20 protein-coding genes are annotated in these 24,528 nt (G+C 72.0%); 6 read left to right on the top strand and 14 right to left on the bottom strand.

Annotated elements, in window-relative coordinates:
• Window positions 1–95: 95 nt before the first annotated feature.
• Window positions 96–1,064, top strand: coding sequence for a pirin family protein (locus QIS99_RS00670; RefSeq protein ID WP_282509279.1), 969 nt, complete (start codon window positions 96–98; stop codon window positions 1,062–1,064).
• 53 nt (window positions 1,065–1,117) lie between these two features.
• On the opposite strand, the gene QIS99_RS00675 is transcribed toward QIS99_RS00670, so the two are convergent.
• The 10 genes from QIS99_RS00675 to QIS99_RS00720 all read right to left on the bottom strand — a co-directional run bounded on the left by QIS99_RS00675 (window position 1,118) and on the right by QIS99_RS00720 (window position 13,333).
• On the bottom strand, window positions 1,118–1,885 hold the full coding sequence (locus QIS99_RS00675) for an HpcH/HpaI aldolase family protein (RefSeq protein WP_282509281.1): 768 nt from the start codon (window positions 1,883–1,885) through the stop codon (window positions 1,118–1,120).
• A 1-nt stretch (window position 1,886) separates the two neighbouring features.
• The gene (locus tag QIS99_RS00680; RefSeq protein WP_282509283.1) at window positions 1,887–3,155 is read right to left on the bottom strand and encodes a type III PLP-dependent enzyme; all 1,269 of its coding nucleotides are present in this window, start codon (window positions 3,153–3,155) and stop codon (window positions 1,887–1,889) included.
• Window positions 3,152–4,966, bottom strand: coding sequence for an IucA/IucC family protein (locus QIS99_RS00685; RefSeq protein WP_282509285.1), 1,815 nt, complete (start codon window positions 4,964–4,966; stop codon window positions 3,152–3,154). The genes QIS99_RS00680 and QIS99_RS00685 overlap by 4 nt, the downstream gene beginning before the upstream one ends.
• The gene (locus QIS99_RS00690; RefSeq protein ID WP_282509286.1) at window positions 4,966–6,186 is read right to left on the bottom strand and encodes an MFS transporter; all 1,221 of its coding nucleotides are present in this window, start codon (window positions 6,184–6,186) and stop codon (window positions 4,966–4,968) included. Before QIS99_RS00690 ends, QIS99_RS00685 begins: the two co-directional genes overlap by 1 nt.
• Window positions 6,183–7,976, bottom strand: coding sequence for an IucA/IucC family protein (locus QIS99_RS00695; RefSeq protein WP_282509287.1), 1,794 nt, complete (start codon window positions 7,974–7,976; stop codon window positions 6,183–6,185). Before QIS99_RS00695 ends, QIS99_RS00690 begins: the two co-directional genes overlap by 4 nt.
• Window positions 7,973–9,163: an ATP-grasp domain-containing protein gene (locus QIS99_RS00700; RefSeq protein ID WP_282509289.1), complete on the bottom strand. Its 1,191-nt coding sequence runs from the start codon at window positions 9,161–9,163 to the stop codon at window positions 7,973–7,975. Before QIS99_RS00700 ends, QIS99_RS00695 begins: the two co-directional genes overlap by 4 nt.
• A 120-nt stretch (window positions 9,164–9,283) precedes the next feature.
• Window positions 9,284–10,282 carry an ABC transporter substrate-binding protein gene (locus QIS99_RS00705; RefSeq protein WP_282509291.1) on the bottom strand — a complete coding sequence of 333 codons (999 nt, stop codon included), beginning with the start codon at window positions 10,280–10,282 and terminating at the stop codon, window positions 9,284–9,286.
• Between the two features lie 95 nt (window positions 10,283–10,377).
• Complete coding sequence (locus tag QIS99_RS00710; RefSeq protein WP_282509873.1) at window positions 10,378–11,217, bottom strand: ABC transporter ATP-binding protein; 840 nt, start codon at window positions 11,215–11,217, stop codon at window positions 10,378–10,380.
• Window positions 11,218–11,249: 32 nt separating this feature from the next.
• The gene (locus QIS99_RS00715) at window positions 11,250–12,269 is read right to left on the bottom strand and encodes a FecCD family ABC transporter permease (RefSeq protein ID WP_282509875.1); all 1,020 of its coding nucleotides are present in this window, start codon (window positions 12,267–12,269) and stop codon (window positions 11,250–11,252) included.
• A 35-nt stretch (window positions 12,270–12,304) separates the two neighbouring features.
• A complete protein-coding gene (locus QIS99_RS00720) occupies window positions 12,305–13,333 on the bottom strand; it encodes a FecCD family ABC transporter permease (protein ID WP_408909455.1) in 1,029 nt (342 codons plus the stop codon).
• A gap of 287 nt (window positions 13,334–13,620) precedes the next feature.
• Between QIS99_RS00720 and QIS99_RS00725 the strand changes: the two genes are divergently transcribed.
• The 3 genes from QIS99_RS00725 (at window position 13,621) to QIS99_RS00735 (ending at window position 18,088) form a co-directional block, all read left to right on the top strand.
• On the top strand, window positions 13,621–14,676 hold the full coding sequence (locus QIS99_RS00725; RefSeq protein ID WP_282509292.1) for an AI-2E family transporter: 1,056 nt from the start codon (window positions 13,621–13,623) through the stop codon (window positions 14,674–14,676).
• A gap of 177 nt (window positions 14,677–14,853) precedes the next feature.
• A complete protein-coding gene (locus tag QIS99_RS00730; protein WP_282509295.1) occupies window positions 14,854–16,704 on the top strand; it encodes an acyl-CoA dehydrogenase in 1,851 nt (616 codons plus the stop codon).
• A gap of 88 nt (window positions 16,705–16,792) precedes the next feature.
• A complete protein-coding gene (locus QIS99_RS00735) occupies window positions 16,793–18,088 on the top strand; it encodes a M18 family aminopeptidase (RefSeq protein ID WP_282509297.1) in 1,296 nt (431 codons plus the stop codon).
• 67 nt (window positions 18,089–18,155) lie between these two features.
• On the opposite strand, the gene QIS99_RS00740 is transcribed toward QIS99_RS00735, so the two are convergent.
• A complete protein-coding gene (locus tag QIS99_RS00740; RefSeq protein WP_282509298.1) occupies window positions 18,156–19,952 on the bottom strand; it encodes an NHL domain-containing thioredoxin family protein in 1,797 nt (598 codons plus the stop codon).
• 41 nt (window positions 19,953–19,993) lie between these two features.
• Between QIS99_RS00740 and QIS99_RS00745 the strand changes: the two genes are divergently transcribed.
• A complete protein-coding gene (locus QIS99_RS00745; protein ID WP_282509299.1) occupies window positions 19,994–20,488 on the top strand; it encodes an LURP-one-related/scramblase family protein in 495 nt (164 codons plus the stop codon).
• 38 nt (window positions 20,489–20,526) lie between these two features.
• Here the strand turns inward: QIS99_RS00745 and QIS99_RS00750 are convergent, their stop codons facing one another.
• Window positions 20,527–21,303: a carbon-nitrogen family hydrolase gene (locus QIS99_RS00750; protein ID WP_282509301.1), complete on the bottom strand. Its 777-nt coding sequence runs from the start codon at window positions 21,301–21,303 to the stop codon at window positions 20,527–20,529.
• Window positions 21,304–21,470: 167 nt separating this feature from the next.
• Here QIS99_RS00750 and QIS99_RS00755 point away from each other — a divergent pair, with 167 nt between their 5' ends.
• Entirely contained in the window at window positions 21,471–22,295 is an 825-nt protein-coding gene (locus QIS99_RS00755; RefSeq protein ID WP_282509304.1) for a maleylpyruvate isomerase family mycothiol-dependent enzyme, read from the top strand.
• A 136-nt stretch (window positions 22,296–22,431) separates the two neighbouring features.
• On the opposite strand, the gene QIS99_RS00760 is transcribed toward QIS99_RS00755, so the two are convergent.
• On the bottom strand, window positions 22,432–23,736 hold the full coding sequence (locus tag QIS99_RS00760) for an MFS transporter (RefSeq protein ID WP_282509306.1): 1,305 nt from the start codon (window positions 23,734–23,736) through the stop codon (window positions 22,432–22,434).
• Window positions 23,733–24,410: a GntR family transcriptional regulator gene (locus tag QIS99_RS00765; protein WP_282509308.1), complete on the bottom strand. Its 678-nt coding sequence runs from the start codon at window positions 24,408–24,410 to the stop codon at window positions 23,733–23,735. Before QIS99_RS00765 ends, QIS99_RS00760 begins: the two co-directional genes overlap by 4 nt.
• Between the last annotated feature and the right edge of the window lie 118 nt (window positions 24,411–24,528).

Genomic DNA, 24,528 nt, shown 5'->3' on the forward strand with positions numbered 1-24,528 from the left:
AGGCGCCCGGGGAATCCCCCCGGGCGCCTCTGTTGTTGTGGGGTGGCAGGAAGTTCATCGTTCAACTAAACTCGGAGCACAAGGAGGTACCGACCATGCCTGCAGTGACCGTCGAGAACCCGCTGACCCTGCCCCGCGTGACCGCCCCCGCCGACGCCCCCTCGCGCCGCGTCCTGCACGTGGCCACGGCCCCCAGCGGCTTCGAGGGCGAGGGGTTCCCCGTCCGGCGCGCCTTCGCCGGGATCAATTACAAGTACCTCGACCCGTTCATCATGATGGACCAGATGGGCGAGGTGGACTACGAAGCCGGCGAGCCGAAGGGGACCCCCTGGCATCCGCACCGCGGCTTCGAGACCGTCACCTACATCGTCGACGGCACCTTCATCCACCAGGACTCCCACGGCGGTGGCGGCACCATCACCAACGGCGACACCCAGTGGATGACGGCAGGCTCCGGCCTCCTGCACATCGAGACCCCGCCCGAGTCGCTGGTCATGTCCGGCGGCCTGTTCCACGGCCTCCAGCTGTGGGTGAACCTGCCGGCCGAGGCCAAGATGACCGACCCCCGCTACCAGGACATCCGCGGCGGCAGCGTCAAGCTCCTGACCTCGGCGGACGGCGGCGCACTGCTCCGCGTCATCGCGGGCGGGCTGGACGGCCACGACGGACCCGGCAGCACACACACCCCGATCACGATGATCCACGCCTCGGTGCACCCCGGCGCCGAGATCACGCTCCCCTGGCGCTCGGACTTCAACGCCCTCGCGTACGGGCTCGCGGGCGAAGGCTTCGCCGGAGCGGAGCGGCGGCCGTTCGGCATGGGCCAGTCGGTCGTCTTCGGCGACGGCGACTCGCTGACGATCCGCGCCGCCGAGTCCCAGGACTCGCGCAGCGCCAACTTCGAGGTGGTCCTGCTCGGCGGCCTGCCGATCCGCGAGCCGATGGCCCACTACGGCCCGTTCGTGATGAACAGCCACGTCGAACTGGCCCAGGCTTTCGACGACTTCAAGGCGGGACGGCTGGGAACGGTTCCGGCCGGCGCGCACGGAAGCTCGATGCCCTGACCAGGGGCGCGGGCGCGCTGGGCCCTGTCTTCAAACTCCCTTGAAGACAGGGCCTAAGCCGACCGATGCGCCGCCAGATGGTCGCGGAGGGCGCGGGCGGCCAGGTCGCGTTCCTCACCGGTCACGAAGGCACGTACGCCCTCGGCCCGCCACTCGGCCCGCCGCGCGGGACTGCGGGCCATCGCGCAGTACGGCACGCCGTGTTCGGCGCAGGAGGCGCGGAGGGTGCGTACGGCTTCGCGGACCAGCGGGTGAGTCAACTGCCAGGGCACTCCGTACGACTGCGACAGGTCGGCCGGGCCCGGCAGCACCAGGTCGACACCGCCGCCGGCGAGGATCTCGTCGATCGCTTCGACGCCTTCCCGGTCCTCGATCAGCGCGATCACCGAGATCTCGGCGTTGGCCCGCTTCGTGTACTCGACCGGCGGGATCGCGCCGAAGCCGGGGCCGCGCCCGCCCCCGAGGGAGCGCATGCCCTCGGGCGCGTAGCGGGCGGCGCGGATCGCGCGGTCGATGTCGGAGCGCCTGCGCACATGCGGGACCACGACGCCCATCGCCCCCGCGTCGAGCACCCGCAGGACCGCGCCCGGGTCGTCCTCGGGAACCCGGACGAAAGCGGTGAGGCCGACCGCCTCGGCGGCCCGGATCAGGTTCTCCAGCGTCTGCGGGTCGACGAGCGCGTGCTCGGTGTCGAGGATCGCGAAGTCGTACCCGGCGCAGCCGATCATCTCGACGACCGACGGCTCGGGAAGGGAGCAGAACAGCCCGTCGACCTCCTCGCCCGCGGCGAGCTTCGCCTTGACGGCGTTGGGGCGCAGCATGTCAGCCCCGCCTCCCGCCCGAAGGCTCCGAAGGCTCCGAAGGCTCCGAACTGCCCGGATGTTCAAGGTGGTTGAGGTAGTGGAAGCCGGGCCTGGGGTGCATCAGGAAGTCGTGGTGCGAGATGTTCCAGGCGTACGCGCCCGCGACGGAGAAGGCCGCGCGGTCGCCCGCGCGCAGCCCCGCGGCCGGGACCCGCCGGGCGAGCACGTCCTTGGGCGTGCAGAGCTGGCCGGTGAGGGTGACACGGTCCTGGCGGGCCGTCGAGCGCGGCCAGGGGTGCGGCCAGTCGTCCACCGGCAGTACGGAGCAGGGCTGGTCGTGGCCCTTGGTCGCGGGCGTGCGCAGGTGGTGGGTGCCGCCGCGGACGACCGCGAACTCCTCGCCGTGGCTGTGCTTCACGTCCAGGACCTCGGTGGCGTACCAGCCGCAGTACGCGGTGAGGGCACGGCCCGGTTCGATACGGAGCGTCACCTCGGGGTGAGCGTCGGCGAGTTCGCCGAGGCCCTTGCCGTACGCGGCCCAGTCGAAGCGGCGGTCGGGATCGGCGTAGTCCACGGTCATCCCGCCGCCGACGTTCACCTCGCAGAGGCGGACGCCGTGCCGTCCGGCCAGGCCGGTGGCCCAGCGCACGACGGACTCGGCGACCGCCAGCTGCTCGTCCGCCTCCAAACCGCTCGCGAGGTGGGCGTGGACGCCGCGCAGCGCCAGCTGCGGGAAGGTGCCGTCGGTGAGCAGCGCCACGGTGGCGTCGGCCTCGGAGGGGTCGAGGCCGAACGGGGTCGGGCGGCCGCCCATCGCCAGGGAGCTGTTCTCCAGGAGGGCGTCGGGCAGCGGCAGGTTGAAGCGGAGCAGAACGTCGATGCGGGCGTCCGGGGCGGTCCGCGCGGCCAGTTCGGCCAGCATGCGCAGCTCGTAGGCGCTCTCCACGTGGAAGCGGCGCACGCCGAGCTCCAGTGCGGCGGCGATCTCCACGGGCGTCTTGCCGGGGCCGCCGAAGGCGAGCGGGCGGCCGGGAACCGCCTCGTGCACGTGGGCCAGCTCGCCCCCGGAGGACACCTCGTAGCCGTCCACGTACGGGGCGAGGGCGGTGAGGATCTCGCGGTCCGGGTTGGCCTTGGCCGCGTAGTACAGCTCGACGCGTTCGGGCAGGGCGGCCCGGACCTCGGCGGCGTGGTCGCGCAGGGCCGCCAAGTCGTAGACGTAGGCGGGCAGTTCGGCGGACGGCAGGGAGAGGATGCGGTCGCGTACGGAGGCAGTGGGGAGGGTCATCGGGCGTTCCAGGGGGTGGGGGCCGGGCCGGGGGCGGGGGAGCCGGAGTCGAGCGCGCCGGACAGGACGTCCGGGGCGAGCGGGGAGGGGAGGCGGACGTAGCCGGCCTCGCGGTCGGCCTTGCGCTCCCAGCGGGTGAGCAGGTTGGCCTTGGCGGGCAGCGGCACCCCCGCGAGGAGGGCGGCGAGCCGGGGCGGGCAGCCGTGGTCGTCGGCGTGGTCCTGGATCGTGGCGCGGACCGCGGCCCACAGGGCGGGCTCGGTCTGCGGGTGCAGGTCGGCCAGGGCGGCGAGCAGCTCGGCGACGTGGTTGACGAGCAGGCAGTAGACGACCCGGTCCCAGCCGCGCTCCGCGTCGTACGTCATGGGGCGCGCTACGGCGGGGGGCAGGGCGGCGAGCGTGTCGGGGTGGCGCTCGGGAACGAGCTTGGTGCCCTCCAGGTCGCGGAACAGGATCTGGGCGGGCATGCCGTCGCCGTCGACGCAGACCATGACGTTCTGCAGATGCGGTTCGAGGACCAGGCCGTGATCGAAGTAGGCGGCCAGGACGGGCGGCAGGAGCAGCCCGAGGTACGCCCGCCACCAGTCGAGGGCGGCTTCGGGGCCGGCGCCGTCGAGGAGGCGGGAGATGTGGCCGGGGCCCGTCGGGTACTCGTCGGCCACGGCGGCGGCGAGCAGCGCGGTGGTGCCGGGGAGCTGCCGCTCGGCGAGCCCTTCACGGACGATCACGCCGAAGCCTTCGAGCAGGGCCAGGTCGGTGCGGCCGTCGGGCCCGGGAACGGCCAAGCTGCGGTAGGCGGGCTCGCGCAGCATCGCGCTGCCGGGGAAGCGCTCGGCCAGATCGGCCAGGGCGGGCTTGAGCAGGCGGGTCAGGGCGACGGCGCCGGACAGCTCGTAACTGGCGTTCTTGCGCAGGCAGTTGGTGATCCGCACGTTCAGGCTGAACTTCAGGAACGTGTCGCCGTCGTACAGGGTGCGGACGGAGGCGGTGGCGGCGAACGGGGCGTCGCCCTCGCCCAGGTCGATGATGTCGCCGCAGTCCAGCGCCTCGCGCAGCACGGGATCCTCGTGCAGCAGCTCGTACTGCCAGGGGTGTGCGGGCAGCAGGCGGTAGCCGTCGGGGATGTCGGCGCGGAGCCGGTCGAGCGGAGCGGCCGCGCCGGGCTCGGCGCTCTCCTCGGCGATCAGCTCTTCGCGTACGGCGAGATGGCGCAGCGGGAAGACGGCCGCGGCCTCGGGGGCGTAGGCGGACCAGGAGGCGGCGTCGCCCGTACGGGCCTTGGGGGTGGGGTGGAAGCGGTGGCCGAGGAGGAGGGACTGCTCGGAGGCGAGGTACGAGAGCGCGGCGGACGTCCGGTGGTCACCGGCCGCGAGGGCGGCAGAGACGCCCTGGTGGCTGGATTCGATCTGCTCCAGGAACTCCTCGTTGCCGACGCCGGTGCGCAGGGTGAGTTCGGCGTGCACGTACTCGGCGAGCAGGCGCCGGCCGACCTCGGTCCAGGCGCCGTCGCGCTGCTCCGTCACCGGGCCGGTGAACCGGTGGGCGCCGAACAGGGAGGTGCGGCGCAGCGCGACGCTCAGGAGCACGCCCCGGCGGGGCAGCCGCAGCAGCAGGTGGCCGTCGACGACGGCGGTCTGGTGCTCGGGGCCCGACACCTCGCGGAGCAGGCAGTTGAGGAGGGTGTGGGCCACGGCCTCGTCGGCGGTGGGCAGGGCACGCGGGGAGGTCGTCGGCGTGGACGCAGGCAGGGCACGCGAGGAGGTCGTCGGCGTGGACGCAGGCAAGGGGGCGGTGCCGGTCGGCAGGTTCATCAACGTCTCCAGCGGGGGCGGGGAGTGCGGCGGATCAGAGCGGGGAGGGCGACCAGGAACGCGGCGAGCAGGGCACCGGCGGTTCCGGTCAGCAGGGGTGCGGCGGGGCCGGACCAGCTGTTGCCGGCGGCGGCGGCCAGGCCGGCGGCGACCGCGCCGGCCTTGGAGAAGAACTCCAGCGAGCCGAACATGCCGCCGGGCGCACGGCCCTTGGCACAGGCTGCGGAGAGCAGGGACAGGCAGACGAGGCCGAGGGTGAGTCCGGCGCCGAGCAGCAGCCGGGCCCCCACGAACGCGGGCAGCGAGGCCGCGACGCCGTGGGCGGCGAGGCCGAGCGCGATGCAGCCGAAGGCGAGGCCGATCCCGAGCCGGGGGCGGTTGTGGAAGGCGGAGTGCACCCAGAGCGCGGACACCAGGTAGCACAGGTGCGGCAGCGCGAACAGCACGCCGGACAGCAGCGGAGTGGTGCCCGGTATCCGCTCCTCCACCAGCGGGATCAGGTAGGGGAAGGAGATGACGGTGGAGAACACGAAGGCGAACTCAAGGGCGTAGCGGGTGCGCAGGGACGTGGTCGGGGACGTTCCGGTGGCGCTGTCCGCCCGCTGGCTCTTGCGGGGAGTCGTCGTCTTAGGGGTGGCGGGTTCCGGCAGCACGGCCAGCATCAGGGCCGCCCCGAGGGGCAGCACGGCGAGCAGGGCGTACTGGCGGTGGGGTGAGATCCAGGGGGTCAGCGCCCCGACGACGATGGGGGCGAGCACGAGGGCGGCCCGTGCGCTCCCCTGCATCAGGGTGAGGGCTCTGGACAGGGCGGGCCCTTCGAGCGCGGCGCCCAGGTAGGCGTTGGACGCCGCGAACGTGCCGCCGAGGATGCCCTGGAGGACCAGGGCGGCGGTGAACGTGGCGAGCGAATCGGCCCACCCGGCGAGCACGAAGGCGAGCGCGAGGCCCAACTGGGCGCGCAGCAGCAGGCGTTTGCGGCCGTACCGGTCGGCGAGCCGCCCCCACAGGGGAGCGCCGAGACCGCCGAACACGGTGGGAACGACGTACAGCAGACCTGCCCACTGGCCGGACGCGTCACCGAGACCGGGAAGGATCTCGGTGAGATACGGCGGCAGGCCGAGGGCGGCGAACGACGCGACGAAGTAGCAGCCGGCGACGGCGTGCACCTGGCGGCGGCCGAGCGCGGGGGTGTCCGGTGCGGCCGTCTCGGTAGCGGTCATCGTGAACCGCCCGCTCGCCGTTGCAGGTAGTTGGGGCCTTGGGTGTAGTGCTTGTTGATGTCGGCCGCGCCCGAGCGTTCCTTGCTGAGCAGGGTGCCCGCGCTGACCATCGCCTTGACCGGCAGCGACGGCGCGTCCAGGACCTGGGCGCGCAGCACGGCCCCCGGCTCACCCGGACCGCTGCCGAGCCGCGCCACGGCCTCGGCGAGACGGTCCCGTACGAGCCCGAGCAGCGTGTCGAGCGGGGCGTGGCCGTGCCGGGCGAGGCCGAAGGCGTACGCGCCGGCGCACAGGTGCACGGTGATCGTGGTGAACAGGTCGGTGAGCGCGCGGTCGCCGTCCGCCAGGATCCGCGGGTCGGTGAAGTCCGACGGCGCGGGGGCGTCGGCGCCGAGCGTCGCGGACAGCCGGGCGTGGTGGATGCGCGGCCCGTCGTTGTCCTTGAGGAGCAGCCGCAGCCTGGTGTCGCCCGCGGTGCCCCGGTCGAGGACGAGCGAGATGTTCTGCTGGTGGGACTCCAGGGCGATGCCGTAGCCGAAGAGGGTGGTCTGCCAGTCGAAGAGGAGGGTGAGGCAGGCGTCGAGCAGGGCGAGCGGGTCGCCGCCGTAGAACCGGTCGGCGAGGTGGTCGACGACGAGCCGGCCGTCGGGCGCCCGGCTGAGCAGGGCGGCCATCGGGACGACGGCGGACGCGTCGAGTCCGGCCGGGTAGCGGCGGCAGAGGGCGGCCAGGAGCTCGTGGCCGGCGTGCAGGTAGGTGCTCTCGTCGGCGTGCAGGATCCGGCCCCGGAAGCGTTCCTCGCGGGCGGTGACGGTCTCGATCAGCCGCTGGCCGGTGGCGCCGTTCACGAGGGTGCGGGGCTTGATGGTGCGGCGGTTGCGCAGCCCGAGGGAGGCCGTCGCGAGCGGCACCTTGATGTGCAGTCCGGGGTCGTCGCAGACGGCGACCGTACGCATCGACAGGGTCGGGACGACGTCGAGGTACGGCCGGTCGGCGAGCACCGCCCGGTCTTCGAGGCCGCTCTCCCGCAGGGCTTCGCGCAGCGGTGCGCCGAGGGACAGCGGGTGCACCGGAAGCGCGATGTGGCTGCGGTCGAGCCCGGGCAGGCCGAGCCGGGCCGGAGTGGGCCAGCAGGCGGGCAGCGCGGCGGGGCCGCCCGGCAGGGTGAGGTCCTGCTGCGGTACGGCGAGCCAGCGCAGCTCGAAGGCCGGGTGGAACTCGGGCGCGTAGGCGCGCAGCTGGGCTTCGTCGAGGCCCGAGCGGCCACGCGCCGTCGGGTAGACCGGGTGGTCGAGCCGGGCGGCGAGGGTGTCGTGGGCGAGCCCGGCGGCCGGGCCGGTCCAGTCGGCGACGGCGGGGCCGTGGCGCTCGGACAGGGCGGCGGCGGTCTCGTCGTCCGTGCGGGTGTGCAGCCGCATGGTGGCGAGGGTCTGGCGGCACTCCTCCTGGAAGTCATCGAAGCCGCCCCGGTCGGCGGGCTCGGCGAACTCCCGCAGGGCGCCCACGACTTCCTCGATGCTGGTCAGGGTGGCGCCGTCGGACTCCCGGAGCAGCAGCGGCTGCCGGGCGGCGTCGGCGCACTGGAACCCGTCGTCGACGACCGGGAGCAGTACGGCGTCCCCGCCCCCGTCGGCCAGCCGCAGCCACCGGCCGTCGGGGCGCTGCACGGGGACACTGCGGGTGCGCAGTCCGGCGACGTCCTCGCGCAGCAGGGCGCCGAGCACCCGCAGCAGGAGTGCCGACTCGTCGGCGTCGACTTCGGCCGCGGCCGGGGCGGCAGTCGTGGTCACGGCGTGAACTCCCAGTGCTGCGCGGCGAGATGGGACGTCACGACGCGGTCCACGGTGTCCTGGTCGGTGCCGGTGGCCCGGAGCACGCCGATGTAGTCGCGGTTGGTGTGGTGCAGCTCGTGCCGCTCGCCGACCGCGCGCAGCGGACGGTACGTCATGTGCACGCCGTCCACGGTCAGTTCGGTGGCCTCGGGGGCGGCGGTGAGGGTTCCGGCGCGGTCCGCGCACAGGTGGTCGATGCGGGCCCTGCCGTCGCGGCGGGCGCCGAGACCGGCGGGGAGCGGTTCGCCCAGGTGGGTCCGGAGGATGTGCTCGAACAGGGGGATGCCGAGGATCTCCTGGAGCATCAGGTCGCACTGGTCGCCGATGACCCGGTAGTTGACCTCGATGATCCGGGCGCGGCCCTCGTGGACCACGAACTCGGTGTGGCAGGCGCCGAATCCGACGCCGAGCGCGTCGAGCTGGGCGAGCACCTGGGCGACGACCGGCTCGGGGTGCCGGGGAACGTAGGTGTGCCGCTTCTCGATGAAGTGCGGCGGCGGGGACAGCTCGGTGTGGAAGCCGCCGAGGACATGGCGCACGGTGCCGTCGCCCAGGGTCTCCAGGGTGTACAGCTCGCCGGCGAGGTACTCCTCGACGACAAGGGCGGCCTCCGGACGGCGGGCCCGAATCTCCTTGCAGTGCCGCACGAGTTCGTCGGCCGTGTCCACGAGCACCACGTCCTCGCTGGCCACGCCCTCGCGGGGCTTGACGACGCACGGGTACGGCACCGGGCGCGCGAGCAGTTCGGCGGGGTCCTGCTGCGGGGCGAGTTCGGCGGACCACACGGTGTCCAGGCCGGTGGCGGCGAGGTGCCTGCGCATCTCGGCCTTGTCCTTGGCGCGCAGCGCGGCGTGCCAGTCCTTCGCGGGCAGGCCGAAGTATTCGGCGGCCAGGGCGGTCTGGGTCTGGAGGTGGTCGCTGTTGGTGAAGACCGCGTCCGCCCGGTGGTGGTTCGCGATCCGGGTGATGACGGCCCGGTAGTCGCGTACGTCGCAGTCCAGGATCTCCAGATCCGGGTGGCGGCGCCGGTGCGGCTCGGGCTTGTCGGTGAGGAGGGTGACGTCGACGCCGAGGCGTCGCGCGGCGGGGAGGAAGCCCTCGGAGACCGAGTCGGTCGGGTTGAGGGCGAGGAGATACATCCGCATGGGCGGAAAACCCTTCGGGGCAAGGGAGGTGACGTGCGGTGGAGCCGGTCGGCGGGGCGGGCGCGAGCGGTGGCCCGCCCCACCGGAGCGTGGAGCGGTGGCCCGCCCCACCCAAGCGAGTTACGGCTTCGGGAGCTCGACGCCGGCCGCCTTCGCGACGTCGGCGAGCATGTGCCGTGCGGCCTGGACGCCGATGCCGGACATCCAGGTCTCGTCCGGGACGGTGAAGACCTTGTCGTTCTTGACGGCCTCCAGGCCCTTCCAGACCGGGTTGGACGTGACGTCCTTCTGCTTGGTCTTCTCGGGCTCGTCGGCGAGGGTGACGAAGACGAGGTCGGCGTCGGCCTTGTCGATCTGCTCGGGGCTGACGTCCTTCATGGAGACCTCGGGGTCCTCGGACGACTGGGACTTCGGGCGCTCCAGGCCGATGTCCTCCAGGACGACACCGCTGTACGCGGACTTCTGGTAGAGGCGGGTCGGCCCGGCGATGAAGCGGACGACCGACGCGGTGGGCATCTCGCCGTTGTACTTCTTCTCGATGGCCTCGCCGAGCGCCGCCGCCTGCTTCTCGTAGCTCTTCAGCTCCGCGGCGGCTTCCTTCTCCATGCCGAGGGCCTTGGCGTGGACGGCCAGGTTCTCCTTCCACGGGCCGCCGGTGGTCTCGGTGAAGACGGTCGGGGCGATGGCGTTGAGCTTGTCGTAGACCTTCTCGTGACGGACCTTCGAGGAGAGGATCAGGTCCGGCTTCAGCGAGGCGATCTTGACGAGGTTCGGTTCGAGGGCGGGGCCGACGTCCTTGACGCCCTTGGTCTTGTTCCCGAGGTACTCGGGGAAGCCGCCGGCGGTCTTGAAGTGCGGGGAGACCGCGCCGACCGGCTTGATGCCGAGCAGGGTGACGTCGTCCAGCTCACCGGTGTCGAGTACGACGACCCGCTTGGGCTTGGCCGGGATCTCGGTGCTGCCCATGGCGTGCTTGATGGTGCGCGGGAAGGCGCCGGACTTGTCGGCGGCGGGCTTCTTCGCTTCGTCGGCCGGCTTGTCGCCGCCGCAGGCGGTGAGGGCGGCGGTGCCGACGGCGGCGGCCAGGAGAGCGGCGCTGAGGCGTCTGCAGGAAGGCATGAGGGTTCGCTTTCTGGGTGAGCGGATGGGGAGGGGTGGGGTGGAGTGGAGTGGGGAGGGGTGGGGTGAAGAGAGGGTCGGGTCAGGCGGTCGGGTCAGGCGGTCGGGGCTTGGGTGAGCCGCGTCGCGCTGCCCCGGGGGATGACCAGCGGGGTGCCGGTCTCCGGGTCGGGGATCACCCGGCAGTCGACGTCGAACACGGCCTTGACCAGTTCGGCGTCGAGAACCTCGGCCGGTGGTCCGGCCGCGGCGAGCCGCCCGTCCTTGAGGACCACGAGGTGGTCCGCGTAACGGGCGGCCTGGCCGAGGTCGTGCAGCACCATCACCACGGTGCGGCCGGCCTCGGAGTGCAGTTCGGCGACCAGGTCGAGCACGTCGAGCTGGTGCCGCAGATCGAGGAACGTCGTGGGCTCGTCGAGCAGGAGGAGTTCGGTGTCCTGGGCGAGGGCCAGGGCGATCCACACGCGCTGGCGCTGACCGCCGGAGAGCCGGTCCACGGGCTGATCCCGCAGGGCCGCGGTACCGGTGCGTTCAAGCGCCGCGTCGACGGCGGCCTGATCCGCCTTGGACCAGGGGCTGAGGAGCCGCTGGTGCGGGTAGCGGCCGAGTCGTACGAGCGCCTCGACCGTGACGGCCTCGGGCGTGACCGGCTGCTGCGGCAGCAGCCCGAGGCGCAGGGCGAGGGCGCGCGCGGACATGCGGTGGATGTCGGCGCCGTCGAGGGTGACGGTGCCGCCGGAGGGCACCAGGAGCCGGGTCAGTCCGCGCAGCAGGGTGGACTTTCCACAGGCGTTGGGGCCGACGATCGCGGTGACGGCACCGCCGGGGATCACCAGGTCGAGGCCGTCGACGACGGTCCGTTCGCCGTAGCGCAGGCCGAGGTTGTGGGCGGCGAGCTGGTTCGGCAGGGGCTGATGGGTCCTGATGCGGTCCATGTGCTGGGTCTGGCCCGTCTGTTCGGCGGCGGTCATGCGGTACTCCTGTCGACGGGCCGGCCCTGGCGGATCATGAGCGCCAGCAGGAAGGGTGCGCCCAAGGTGGCGGTGACGGCGCCGACCGGCAGCCCCTCGACCGGCAGCAGATGCTGGACGACCAGGTCGGAGGCGAGCAGCAGCACGGCGCCGGTCAGTCCGGTGAGCGCGAGCGTGCCGAGCGTCGGCGGCCCGGCGACGAAGCGGACCAGATGCGGTACGGCGAGGGCGACGAAGCCGACCGGTCCGCTGACCGACGCGGCGAGTGACGCCAGCACGATGGCGGTGACCAGGAGTTGGAGCCGTACGACCGAGGTGTTCATGCCGAGCGCTCCCGCCGACTCGTCGCCGAGGTCGAGCACGGCGAGGCGGCGGTGCAGACAGAAGGCGACCGCGAGGAAGACCAGCGTCGCGCCCGCGGCGGCCCACACCTCCGTCCACGTCCGGCCGTACAGCGACCCGGTGGTCCACTGCAGCGCCGATCCGGCGAGCTCGGCGGGGAACCGTACGACCATGAAGTTCACGGCGGCGGCCAGTCCCGCCTGGACGGCGAGGCCGACCAGTACGAGCCGGGTGACGCTCAGACCGGAGCGCCAGGCGAACACGCCGAGCAGCAGGGCCGCGAGGAGGCCGCCGGCCAACGCGCCGAGCGGGATGAGCAGTTGGGAGGCGCCCACCGCGAGCAGGGACACGGCGCCGAAGGAAGCACCGCCTGTGATGCCCATGACATCCGGTGAGGCGAGCGGGTTGCGGAACAGCCGCTGCAGCAGCGAGCCCGCGACGCCGAGCCCGGCACCGGCGACGATCCCGGCCGCCACACGGGGCGCGAGGAACTCCTGGACGACGAGCACGCTCCCGCCGTCACCGGAGCCGACGAGGGCCCGCAGCGCGACGGAGACGGACATCGGGATGTCGCTGTGGGTGAGCGAGAACGTGGCCAGTACGAAGAGGACCACCACGGCGACGGCGCAGAGCAGCGCGGTGCGCCGGGCGGGCGTGACGGGGTTCTTGCGCAGCGCAGGGGCGGACGGTGCGGTCCGCAGCGTGTCGGTCACCGGGCCACCTTCCGGGCGAGCAGCGCCAGGAGCGGGGCGCCGAGGAACGCGGTGACGATGCCGACCTCCAGCTCGGAGGGCCGGATGACGAGGCGTCCGAGCACATCGGCGGCGAGCAGCAACAGCGGCCCGACGACCAGGCAGCCGGGCAGCAGCACCCGGTGGTCCGAGCCGACCAGCGCCCGCACGATGTGCGGCGCGGCGAGCCCGATGAACGCGACGGGCCCGGCCACCGCGACCGCCGAACCGGCCAGCAGAATCACGGCGATCCCACCGGCGAGACGGATCCGCGACACCGGCACGCCGAGCGCCTGCGCCGAATCGTCCCCGATCGCCAGGGCGTTGAGGGCGGGGGACACGGCGAAGGCGAGCACGAGTCCGATCACCAGCATCGGCAGCACCGGCCACAGCACGTCCAGGGGCCGCCCGGCCATCGAACCGGCGAGCCAGAACCGCGCCTCGTCCAGCGTGCGCTGACTGATCAGCATCAACGCGGCCGTCCAGGAAAGGAGCACCATCTGCAGCACGGTCCCGCCCAGTGCGAGTCGTACCGGATCGAGGTCGCCGCCGCGCCGGGCGAGGGCCTGCGCGAACAGGGCGGCGCCGGTCGCTCCGGCGAAGGCGAACCACACGTACTCGACGGGCTGCGTGAGATGCAGCGCGAAGATCGCGACGACCACGGCGAAACCCGCGCCCGCGTTGATGCCGAGCGTGGTCGGCGAGGCGAGCGGGTTGCGGGTGATGCCCTGCGCGACCGCCCCGGCCACACCGAGCGCGGCGCCGATGGCAAGGCCGATCACCGTGCGCGGCAGGCGCAGCCCGGTGACCGCGACGGCGTCCGAGCCGGTCGCGTCGCCGAACAGCGCGCCGATCACGGTCGACAACGGCACCGGTCGCGCCCCCATGGCGAGGCTCAGCGCGACACACAGCGCGAGGGCGGCGACCCCGACGGCGAAGAACGGTATTCGCCTGAGGAGTTCGAGGCGGAGGCCCCTGACCGGAGCGCCCGACGAGTTCGTAGACACGAGACGACAGATTAAGTTAGGCACACCTAAGTTTGTCAACTGTGTGTGCACAGATAGTTCCGTTTGGCAACCAATCGATCGATCTCGGCCACACCTGTCGGCCACACCTGGCCGAACGTCCGCGCACCCTCGGCCGCGAACGCCCGAAAGCCTGCGGCGCTGTCGTGCGGCGCTGTCGTGCGGCGCTGTCGTTCGACTGCCGCGCCGTGGTGGCCGGTCGCGCAGAAGGTCACCCGGGCGGCACCCGCAGACGTGCCGCACCCCCCGCCCCGTGCTCGGCTGGCACCGTGCAGACCCTGCTCCCCACCCCCGTCCGGCGCCTGGCGGCCTGGTGCATCGTGGCCCTGCTGCTCGCCGCCCTCTCAGGACTCGGCGTATGGCTCTGCATCACCCTCAGGACCGCCGTGACCCCCGTCCTCCTCGCCCTCCTCGGCACCGCCCTCCTCGGTCCCCTCTACCGGCGGCTGCTCGCCCTGCACGTCAACAAGTCCCTGGCCGCGGGGCTCACCTGCCTCGCCGTGCTGGTCGTCGCGGGCGGCGCCACGTACATCGTGGTGAGCGCGCTGATCGAGACCGGGGACCAGATCATCGCCTCGCTGCGCGACGCCGCGAAGTCGCTCACCGAGCACCTGGGCGCCGCCGGCACCTCCCTCGACGACCTCGCGAAGAACTCCAAGGACCTGCTCTCGGAGTTCGGCGGGACCGCGGCCTCCGGGGTGATCAGCGGGGTCAGCGTCGTCGGCGAGGTCATCGCCATGGCCGTACTGGCGCTGCTGCTCGTCTTCTTCTTCCTGCGCGACTCCGACCGCGCCGCCGCAGCCCTGCACACGCTCGCCCCCCGCCGCGGCGACGCCCTGGAGCAGATGGGGCGCAAGGCGTTCGAGGCGATCGAGGGCTTCATGCGCGGGACGACCCTGATCGCGCTGATCGACGCCCTGTTCATCACCGTCGGCCTGCTGATCCTGCAGGTGCCGGGGGCAGTGGGGCTCGGGGCGCTCGTGTTCGTCGGGGCGTACATCCCGTATCTCGGGGCGTTCATCTCCGGGGCCGTGGCGATCCTCGTGGCGCTCGCCGACCGCGGGGTCGTCATCGCGCTGTGGGCGCTGGGCGTCGTCCTCGCGGTGCAGGTCCTGGAGGGGCACGTACTGCAGCCCGTGATCCAGAGCCGGACCGTGCAGATGCACCCGGCGGTGGTGATGCTGGCGATCACCGCGGGCGCCTCGGTGGCGGGGATTCTCGGCATGCTGCTGGCCGTGCCGCTGACCGCCGCGGCCTTCGGAATCCTCTCCGAGCTGCGCAGGCACTACGCCGGAGCGGCTCCTTCCGAATCGTCCGCGGATTAGAGCCTCGTCACAGTTCCGGGTTCAGGGTTGCTTCTTATTACCGACGGGTAGCATCATCGTAGCTACTTGCTGGTACGTGTATGAGGATCCGCCTCCCGAGCCGCCCACCCGCCGCCCGACCACCACCCCTCATCGAGGCGCTTCGCGCCGCATTGAAGTCTTTTTGGAGCTGTCGCCATGGGGCACTACAAGTCGAACCTCCGGGACATCGAGTTCAACCTCTTCGAGGTGCTCGGTCGCGACAAGCTGTACGGCAGCGGCCCGTTCGCGGAGATGGACACCGAGACCGCGAAGAGCGTCCTGTCGGAGCTCACCCGCCTCGCCGAGAACGACCTGGCCGAGTCCTTCACGGACGCCGACCGCAACCCCCCGGTCTTCGACCCGGAGACCAACACCGCGCCCGTCCCGGCGTCCTTCAAGAAGTCCTACAAGGCCTTCATGGACTCCGAGTACTGGCGTCTCGGCCTGCCCGAGGAGATCGGCGGCACCACCGCCCCGCCGTCCCTGATCTGGGCGTACGCGGAGCTGATCCTCGGCGCCAACCCGGCGGTCTGGATGTACTCCTCCGGCCCGGCGTTCGCCCGCATCCTCTTCGAGGAGGGCACCGAGGAGCAGAAGAAGTGGGCCCGGATCGCGGTCGAGAAGACCTGGGGCTCCACCATGGTCCTCACCGAGCCGGACGCCGGCTCGGACGTCGGCGCCGGCCGCACCAAGGCCGTGCAGCAGGAGGACGGCTCCTGGCACATCGAGGGCGTGAAGCGCTTCATCACGTCCGGTGAGCACGACATGGAGGAGAACATCCTCCACTACGTCCTCGCCCGTCCCGAGGGCGCCGGTCCCGGCACCAAGGGGCTCTCCCTCTTCCTCGTACCGAAGTACCTCTTCGACTTCGAGACCGGCGAGCTCGGCGAGCGCAACGGCGCCTACGCCACCAACGTCGAGCACAAGATGGGCCTCAAGGCGTCCAACACCTGCGAGATGACCTTCGGCGACCAGCACCCCGCCAAGGGCTGGCTGATCGGCGACAGGCACGACGGCATCCGCCAGATGTTCCGCATCATCGAGTTCGCCCGCATGATGGTCGGCACGAAGGCCATCTCCACGCTCTCGACGGGCTACCTCAACGCCCTTGAGTACGCCAAGGAGCGCGTCCAGGGCACCGACCTGTCGCAGTTCATGGACAAGACCGCGCCCAAGGTCACCATCACGCACCACCCGGACGTGCGCCGCTCCCTGATGACGCAGAAGGCGTACGCGGAGGGCATGCGCGCCCTCGTCCTGCACACCGCCTCCGTCCAGGACGAGATCGCCCTGAAGGAAGCCGCGGGCGAGGACACCAAGGCACTAGAAGCCCTCAACGACCTGCTCCTGCCCATCGTCAAGGGCTACGGCTCCGAGAAGGGCTACGAGCAGCTCGCCCAGTCGCTGCAGACCTTCGGCGGCTCCGGCTTCCTGCAGGAGTACCCGATCGAGCAGTACATCCGGGACGCCAAGATCGACACCCTCTACGAGGGCACCACCGCCATCCAGGGCCAGGACTTCTTCTTCCGGAAGATCGTCCGCAACCAGGGCGCCGCCCTGAACGGCCTGGCCGAGGACATCAAGAAGTTCCTGGCCGTCTCCACCGGCGGCGACGAACTGGCCGCAGCCCGCGAGCAGTTGGCCAAGGCCGCCGTCGAGCTTGAGGCCATCGTCGGCCTGATGCTCACGGACCTCGCCGCCACCGAGCAGGACGTCAAGAACATCTACAAGGTCGGCCTCAACAGCACCCGCCTGCTCATGGCCTCCGGCGACGTGGTCGTCGGCTACCTGCTCCTTCGCGGCGCCGCCGTGGCCGCCGAGAAGCTGGAGAACGCGTCCACGAAGGCTGTGTCCTCCAAGGATGTGGCCTTCTACACCGGCAAGATCGCGGCCGCGAAGTTCTTCGCCGCCAACGTCCTGCCCGGCGTGACGGGCGCGCGCAAGCTCGCCGAGTCCACCAGCGAGTCGGGCCTGAACCTGATGGAGCTGGACGAGGCCGCCTTCTAAGGCGCCCGCGGACCTTCCCCCGCCTCCCACTGCGCGGGCCCTCTTCCCAACACGGGAGGGGGCCCGCGTACGTCGTTAAGGTGAACACATGAGCTCTTCGCCCTCCCGGTTCGGCCGCGGACACACCGACGACCTGATGTCCTTCCTCAGCGCGAGCCCCTCGCCGTACCACGCGGTGGCGAGCGTCGCGGAGCGGCTGGAGAAGGCCGGGTTCCGGCAGGTCGAGGAAACCGACGCGTGGGACGGGACGAGCGGCGGCAAGTACGTGCTGCGCGGCGGCGCCGTCGTCGCCTGGTACGTGCCGGACGGCGCCGCCGCACACACCCCGTTCCGGATCGTGGGCGCCCACACCGACTCCCCGAACCTGCGGGTCAAGCCGCTGCCGGACACCGGCGCGCACGGCTGGCGCCAGGTCGCCGTGGAGATCTACGGCGGGCCGCTGCTCAACTCCTGGCTCGACCGGGACCTCGGCCTCGCCGGCCGCCTCTCGCTGCGCGACGGCTCGACCCGCCTGGTGAACGTCGACCGGCCGCTGCTCCGCGTACCCCAGCTCGCCATCCACATGGACCGGTCCATCTACGAGAAGGGCCTGCAGCTCGACAAGCAGAAGCACATGCAGCCCGTCTGGGGTCTCGGCGACACCCGCGAGGGCGACCTCATCCGCTTCCTGGAGGAGGATCTGGGGCTCGCGGCGGGCGAGGTCACCGGGTGGGACCTGATGACGCACTCCATCGAGCCGCCCGCCTACCTGGGCCGCGACCGGGAACTCCTCGCCGGGCCGCGGATGGACAACCTGCTGTCGGTGCACGCGGGTACGGCGGCCCTCGTCGCGGCGGCCGGGTCGGACAGCCTCCCGTACATCCCGGTCCTGGCCGCCTTCGACCACGAGGAGAACGGCTCCCAGTCCGACACCGGCGCGGACGGCCCGCTGCTCGGCTCGGTGCTCGAACGTTCCGTCTACGCACGCGGCGGTACGCACGAGGACCGCGCCCGCGCCTTCGCCGGAACCGTCTGCCTCTCCTCCGACACCGGCCACGCCGTGCACCCCAACTACGCCGAGCGGCACGACCCGACGCACCTGCCGCGTGCGGGCGGCGGCCCGATCCTCAAGGTCAACGTCAACAACCGCTACGCCACGGACGGTTCGGGACGCGCGGTGTTCGCCGCGGCCTGCGAGAGGGCGGGCGTTCCGTTCCAGTCCTTCGTCTCCAACAACTCGATGCCGTGCGGCACGACCATCGGTCCGATCACCGCGGCCCGGCACGGCATCAAGACGGTCGACATCGGCGTCGCGATCCTGTCGATGCACAGCGCGCGCGAGCTGTGCGGGGCGGCCGATCCTTATCTGCTGGCCAATGCGCTGGTGGCGTTCCTGGAGGGGTGAACTCCCTTGGCTGGGCGTCTCCCCTGGCTGGGCGTCTCCCCGAGGCCGACCGGCCCGCCCCTTCCGATCAGGCCTGCGCGTCCAGCCCCGCAAGGACCAGCGGCAGCCGGTCCGCCCCGCCCTTCGTGAGGTGGACCGGGACGCCCCAGTCCTGTTGGTGGACGTGGCAGGCCGGGTACTCGTTGTCCGGGTCGTCGTCGCAGCTCGCGGCCATCGCCGAGACGTGCAGGACGCCTTCCGTGACCTCGGGGTTGAGGGTGAGGGCGCGGGCCAGGTCGGTGCCCGCGCCGTCGCCTTCGAGGAGCAGCTCGGGCGGGGTGGAGGAGACGAGCAGGCGGGTGGACGGGCCGTAGCGGGTGTCGAGCTTCTGGCCCGTCGGCGCCTGGAAGACCACGTCCAACTGCAGTGCGCCGGGGGCGACTTCGGTGGCGGCGCGCTGGGTGCGGTGGGCGACGGACTCCACGCGTACGGCCTCTTCGGGGAGGCGGAGGCGGGTGAGGCGGTGGCGGGCGGACTCGACGACGACCACGTCCTCGCCGGCCACGACCGCGGCGCTCGGCTCCCGCAAGTCCGTTGCCAGGGTGGCCACTTCACCGCTCGCCGGGTCGAAGCGGCGCAGCGCGTGGTTGTACGTGTCGCTGATCGCGACCGAGCCGTCGGGGAGCGCGGTGACGCCCAGCGGGTGCTGGAGCAGGGCCTGTCCGGCGACGCCGTCGCGGTGACCGAAGTCGAAGAGGCCGGTGCCGACGGCCGTGTGGACCACGCGGTCCTTGTCGATCCAGCGGACCGCGCTCGTCTCGGAGTCGGCGATCCACAGCCGGTCCTCGGTCGCCGCGAGCCCGGACGGCTGCGCGAACCACGCCTCGGCGGCGGGCCCGTCGACCAGCCCTTCGTTGGTCGTACCGGCCGCGACCCGCACGGTTGCGGACTCCGGGTCGTACGTCCACAGCTGGTGCACGCCCGCCATCGCGATCCACACCAGACCGTCGAAGACCGCCACGTCCCACGGCGAGGAGAGGCTGACCTCGCGGGCCGGACCCGAGGTCGGCTCGCCCTGCATCCACTGGCGCCCGGTGCCCGCGACCGTCTCGACGGCGCCCGACTCCGGGTCGTACGTGCGCAGCGCGTGGTTGACCGTGTCCGCGACGATCACCTTGCCGGAGGGCAGCAGCGCGAGGCCCTGCGGTTCGCTGAACTCGCCGTCCCCGAAGCCGCGTTCGCCGCTGCCGATCCTCCGTACGACCGTCTCGCCGTCCGGCTCCAGCTCGACCAGCTGGTGCCGCGTCGAGTCGGAGACGAGGAAGGTGCCGGAGGGAAGCAGCAGCGCCTTGCCGGGGAAGCGGAGGTCGGTGGCGACGGGCTCCGGCGGGACGTACGGGCCGTCGCCACGGCGCAGCGTGCCCTTCGCCTCGTGCTCGGCCTCCAGCTCCTCGACCAGCTTCTCGATCGCGTGCGCGTGCCCCTCGCCGGCGTGCTGCGCGACCACGTACCCCTCGGGGTCGATGACGACGAGCGTGGGCCAGGCGCGGACCGCGTACTGCTTCCAGGTGGCGAGCTCGGGGTCGTCGAGCACCGGGTGGTGCACCTCGTACCGCTCGACGGCGTCGACGACGGCCTGGTGCTCGGCCTCGTGCACGAACTTCGGCGAGTGCACGCCGATGATCACGACCGTGTCGGCGTGCTTCTGCTCCAGCTCGCGGAGCTCGTCGAGGACGTGCAGGCAGTTAATGCAGCAAAAGGTCCAAAAATCCAAGATCACGATGCGTCCTCGCAGGTCGGCGAGGGTGTACTGCTGATCTCCTGTGTTCAGCCAGCCGCCCTTGCCGATCAGCTCGGGGGCCCGAACGCGTGCACGTGTTGCCATATCCCCATCCAACCTCATGCGGGCGGGTACGCATTCCCGCCATGAGATACGTGGTGCGCGACCGGGTCTTCGGTATCGGGGACGACTACTGGATCGAGGACGAGCAGGGCCGCAAGGCGTTTCTCGTGGACGGGAAGGCGATGCGGCTGCGGGAGACGTTCGAGCTCAAGGATCCGCAGGGCAATGTGCTGATCGACATCCGCAAGAGGATGCTGGCGCTGCGGGACACGATGACCATCGAGCGCGGCGAGGAGCCGTTGGCCACGGTGCGGCGGAAGCGGCTCTCGCTCCTGCGGAACCACTACCGCGTGACGCTGGTCGAGGGCACGGAGCTGGACGTCAGCGGGAAGATCCTGGACCGGGAGTTCGCGGTCGAGTACGACGGGGAGCTGCTCGCGGAGATTTCGCGGCGCCGGCTGACCCTCCGGGACACGTACGGGGTGAATGTGGTGCGGGAGGATGTCGATGCGGCGCTGGTGATCGCGGTGGCGGTGTGCGTGATCCGGCTGGCCGAGCGGGACCGTTCCGGGGGCTGAGGGTGTTCGCGACGGCCGCCGCGCACCGTGGGAAGAGCTCAGCCCAGAACGCGGTCCTTCAGTGCCGGGAAGCGGTCCCGGGTCGTCCCCACCGTGCTCGGGTCGAAGTCCACCGTCAGGACCTCCTCGCCCGGCCCGGCCTCGCCGAGTACCTCGCCCCACGGGTCGACCGCGATGCTGTGGCCCGACTGCTCGACGCCCGCGTGGGTGCCGGCGGTCGCGCAGGCCAGGACGTACGACTGGTTCTCCACCGCGCGGGCCTGCGCGAGCAGCGTCCAGTGGGCGCGGCGGCGCTCCGGCCAGCCGGCGGAGACGACGAGGGTCTCGGCGCCCGCGTCGACCAGGCCCCGGAACAGCTCCGGGAAGCGCAGGTCGTAGCAGGTGGCGAGGCCGAGCACGGTCGACGGGTGCGGGACCGTCACCAGCTCCGTGCCCGCGCCCATCATCGCCGCCTCGCCCTTGTCGAAGCCGAAGCGGTGGATCTTGCGGTACGTGGCGGCGAGGGCGCCGTCGGGGGAGAACACGAGGGTCGTGTTGTAGAGCGTGCCGCTGTCCTCGCGCTCCACGACCGAGCCGGCGTGCAGCCAGACGCCCGCGTCGTGCGCGGCGGCGGCCATCGCGTCGTGGGTGGGCCCGCGCAGCGCCTCCGCCTCCGGGCCGAAGGAGTCGTACGCGAAGGCGCCGACCGGCCACAGCTCCGGCAGCACCACCAGGTCGGACCCGGCCTGATCCCGTACCAGTGAAGCCACCCTGGCGCGGCGGGAATCGACCGATTCGTCGAGGTCTACGTCGATCTGGATCAGCGAGGCGCGCACACTACCACCGTCCTGGCATTCGAGTACCCATGACCGCCTACGATCGTCACACGAAAGCACTGCAAGCGGCCCGTGCGGCAGCGTAACTTAAGGGGCCGAGCCTTCCGCAGTCCTGCCAGCCCTGCCAGTCCTGCCAGCCCGTACAGACGAACCGCCCGAGGGGTCACGTGACCGTCCATCCCAGCATCCAGACCTACGCCGACGCCTGGACCCACGCCGTGGAGGCCATATCCGAGCTGGTGACACCGCTCGCGGAGGGCTCGTGGAACCTGGCGACGCCCTGCCCCGGCTGGTCGGTGCGGGACATCGTCTCCCATGTCATCGGGCTCGACTGCGAGATGCTCGGCGACCCGCGTCCCATCCACTCGCTGCCGCGGGACCTGTACCACGTACAGACCGAGCTGCAGCGCTATATGGAGGTGCAGGTCGATGTGCGGCGGCACCACACCTCACCGGAGATGACCGCCGAGCTGGAGTACACGATCATCCGCCGTTCGCGGCAGCTGCGGAACGAGACGCGTGACCCGCAGACCCAGGTGCGCGGCCCGCTCGGCAATCAGGAACCGCTCGAAGAGGCGCTCCGCAAGCGGGCGTTCGACGTGTGGGTGCACGAGCAGGACCTGCGCACCGCCCTCGACACCCCGGCCGACCTGGACTCCCCCGGCGCTTATGTCGCGCGGGACATGCTGATCTCGGGGCTGCCCAAGGCGGTCGCCAAGCAGGCCGGGGCGCCCGCGAACTCGGCGGTCGTCTTCGACGTCGGCGGTCCCGTCGACTTCCTGCGTACGGTCCGGATCGACGCCGAGGGCCGGGGCACGGTCGACAACGCGCCGTCGCTGGGCCCGGCGGTGACCCTTGCGCTGGACTGGGAGACGTTCTACCGGCTGTGCTGCGGGCGCGTGAAGGCGGGCGCCGTGCGGGACCGGGTCAAGGCGGACGGGGACCAGGAGCTGGCGGAGGCGATTCTGCGGAACCTGGCGATGACGGTGTGAAGTCGAGCCCGTCCGGGGGCACCTCCCAGCGGTAGCTGGGGGAGTTCGAGGACGAGGCCGGAGGCCGATGGAGGTCTGGGGCGCAGCCCCAGGTGCCGAGCCCCGGACCGCCCGCACCGGGACGCCGGCGTAAGACCTACGCGGGTACGTGGACCGCCTCCACGCGACTCGCGACCAGCCGCTCGCTCTCCAACTTCACCGCGCGCCGCCGCAACCGCAGGATCTGCGTGATGCCCAGGGCCTCCAGGACGAAGATCGAGCAGAACGCGATCCGGTAGTTCTGGCCGGTCGCGTCGAGCAGGACGCCGACCGCGAGCAGCGTCGTCATGGAGGCGACGAAGCCGCCCATGTTGACGATGCCGGAGGCGGTGCCCTGGCGCTCCGGCGGGTTGGCGGGGCGGGCGAAGTCGAACCCGATCATCGAGGCCGGGCCGCAGGTGCCGAGCACCACGCAGAGGACGACGAGCAGCGCCGTGGGCGGCGTGCCGCCCGGCCAGCCGAGGGTGAGGGCCCACGCGAGGGCGGTCGCGGTGACGGTGCCGAGGGCCAGGGGCGTACGGGCGGCGTGGTGGCGGGCGACGATCTGGCCGTAGACGAGGCCGATGGTCATGCTCGACAGGACGGTCAGGGTGAGGAGTTCACCCGCGGCGGCACGGGACAGGCCCTGCGCCTCCACCAGGAACGGCAGCCCCCACAGCAGCGTGAACACCATCATCGGGAACTGCGTGGTGAAGTGCACCCACAGGCCGAGCCGGGTGCCGGGCTCCCGCCAGGCCTCCGCTATCTGGCGGCGTACGAACGCCGGGCCCTGCGCCTGCCGGACCGGGGGCGGCTCGTGGCCCTCCGGGTGGTCCTTGAGGAAGAGCAGCAGCAGAACGAGTACGACGACGCCCGCGAGGGAGCTGCCGACGAACGCGGCGGTCCAGCCAAGGCCGTGCAGCATCCGGGAGAGGACGAGGGTCGACACCAGGTTGCCGCCCATCCCGATCAGCCCGGCGAGCTGCGCGACGAGCGGGCCGCGCCGCGCCGGGAACCAGCGGGTGCCCAGGCGCAGGACGCTGATGAACGTCATCGCGTCCCCGCAGCCGAGCAGCGCACGCGCGGCCAGCGCCATCCCGTACGAGGGCGCGAGCGCGAAGGACAGCTGGCCGGCGGTGAACAGGACGACACCGAGGGTCAGGACCTTCTTCGTGCCGAGCCGGTCCACCATCAGGCCGACGGGGATCTGCATGCCCGCGTACACGAGGAGCTGGAGGATCGAGAACGTCGACAGGGCCGAGGCGCTGACGTGGAAGCGCTCGGCGGCGTCCAGGCCCGCGACGCCGAGCGAGGTGCGGAAGATGACCGCGACGAAGTAGACGGCGACGCCGATCGACCAGACCGCGACGGCCCTGCGGCCGCCCGGTGGATCGCCCGGCAGCCGGCCCGACGGGGAACTCATCGCACGTCCCCCCGGGCCAGGTTGGAGACCCAGCCGACGTGGCGGTGGACGGCGGCGACGGCCGCTTCCGCGTCGCCGGCGCGCAGCGCGTCGAGGATCTCGGCGTGCTCGCCGAGGGTCTTGGTGATGCGGTCGGGGTGCGCCTGCATCACGGCGACGCCCATGCGCAGCTGCCGGTCGCGGAGCTGGTCGTAGAGGCGGGAGAGGATTTCGTTGCCGCCGCTGCGGACGATCTCCGCGTGGAAGCAGCGGTCGCTGACGGCGGCGGCCGCGAAGTCTCCGGCCGCGGCCTGCGCGCGCTGCTGGGCGAGCAGGCCCTCCAGGCGCTCGATCAGTGCGGGGGGCGCGGGCACTGCCTTGCGCGCCGCGTGCTCCTCGACGAGCAGCCGGGTCTCGACCACGTCGGCGATCTCCTGCGCGGAGACCGGCAGGACCAGGGCGCCCTTCTTCGGGTAGAGCTTCAGGAGCCCTTCGACCTCCAGCTTGAGCAGGGCCTCGCGCACGGGCGTACGGGAGACGCCCACGTCGGTGGCCAGCTCGCCCTCGGTGAGGAGGGTGCCGCCCTCGTAGCGCCGTTCCAGTACGGCCTGCTTGACGTGCTGGTAGACGCGCTCTGCGGCGGGGGGCTGCTTGGCGGGGGGTGCGGTGGCGGAGGGGGAGGGCGCGACGGGCATGTGCACAGCATAGATACAACCGGTGTGCATCAGGAAGCGGCGTCCGGGATCCGGGACGCCGCGGCCTGTTCCGCGAAGATCCGCCGGACAGGCCCTGGGCCCGCTGGATGACTGAGGG

This window comes from Streptomyces solicavernae (genome assembly GCF_029968095.1).
Taxonomy (GTDB): Bacteria; Actinomycetota; Actinomycetes; order Streptomycetales; family Streptomycetaceae; genus Streptomyces; species Streptomyces solicavernae.

Excerpts from the sequence above, each read along its gene's own strand:
- QIS99_RS00735 (WP_282509297.1), top strand. The coding sequence starts at position 16,793 with ATGAGCTCTTCGCCCTCCCGGTTCGGCCGCGGACACACCGACGACCTG.
- QIS99_RS00745 (WP_282509299.1), top strand. The coding sequence starts at position 19,994 with ATGAGATACGTGGTGCGCGACCGGGTCTTCGGTATCGGGGACGACTAC.
- QIS99_RS00690 (WP_282509286.1), bottom strand. The coding sequence starts at position 6,186 with ATGACCGCTACCGAGACGGCCGCACCGGACACCCCCGCGCTCGGCCGC.
- QIS99_RS00740 (WP_282509298.1), bottom strand. The coding sequence starts at position 19,952 with ATGGCAACACGTGCACGCGTTCGGGCCCCCGAGCTGATCGGCAAGGGC.
- QIS99_RS00700 (WP_282509289.1), bottom strand. The coding sequence starts at position 9,163 with ATGCGGATGTATCTCCTCGCCCTCAACCCGACCGACTCGGTCTCCGAG.
- QIS99_RS00680 (WP_282509283.1), bottom strand. The coding sequence starts at position 3,155 with ATGACCCTCCCCACTGCCTCCGTACGCGACCGCATCCTCTCCCTGCCG.
- QIS99_RS00670 (WP_282509279.1), top strand. The coding sequence starts at position 96 with ATGCCTGCAGTGACCGTCGAGAACCCGCTGACCCTGCCCCGCGTGACC.
- QIS99_RS00710 (WP_282509873.1), bottom strand. The coding sequence starts at position 11,217 with ATGGACCGCATCAGGACCCATCAGCCCCTGCCGAACCAGCTCGCCGCC.
- QIS99_RS00705 (WP_282509291.1), bottom strand. The coding sequence starts at position 10,282 with ATGCCTTCCTGCAGACGCCTCAGCGCCGCTCTCCTGGCCGCCGCCGTC.
- QIS99_RS00685 (WP_282509285.1), bottom strand. The coding sequence starts at position 4,966 with ATGAACCTGCCGACCGGCACCGCCCCCTTGCCTGCGTCCACGCCGACG.
- QIS99_RS00675 (WP_282509281.1), bottom strand. The coding sequence starts at position 1,885 with ATGCTGCGCCCCAACGCCGTCAAGGCGAAGCTCGCCGCGGGCGAGGAG.
- QIS99_RS00760 (WP_282509306.1), bottom strand. The coding sequence starts at position 23,736 with ATGAGTTCCCCGTCGGGCCGGCTGCCGGGCGATCCACCGGGCGGCCGC.
- QIS99_RS00765 (WP_282509308.1), bottom strand. The coding sequence starts at position 24,410 with ATGCCCGTCGCGCCCTCCCCCTCCGCCACCGCACCCCCCGCCAAGCAG.
- QIS99_RS00730 (WP_282509295.1), top strand. The coding sequence starts at position 14,854 with ATGGGGCACTACAAGTCGAACCTCCGGGACATCGAGTTCAACCTCTTC.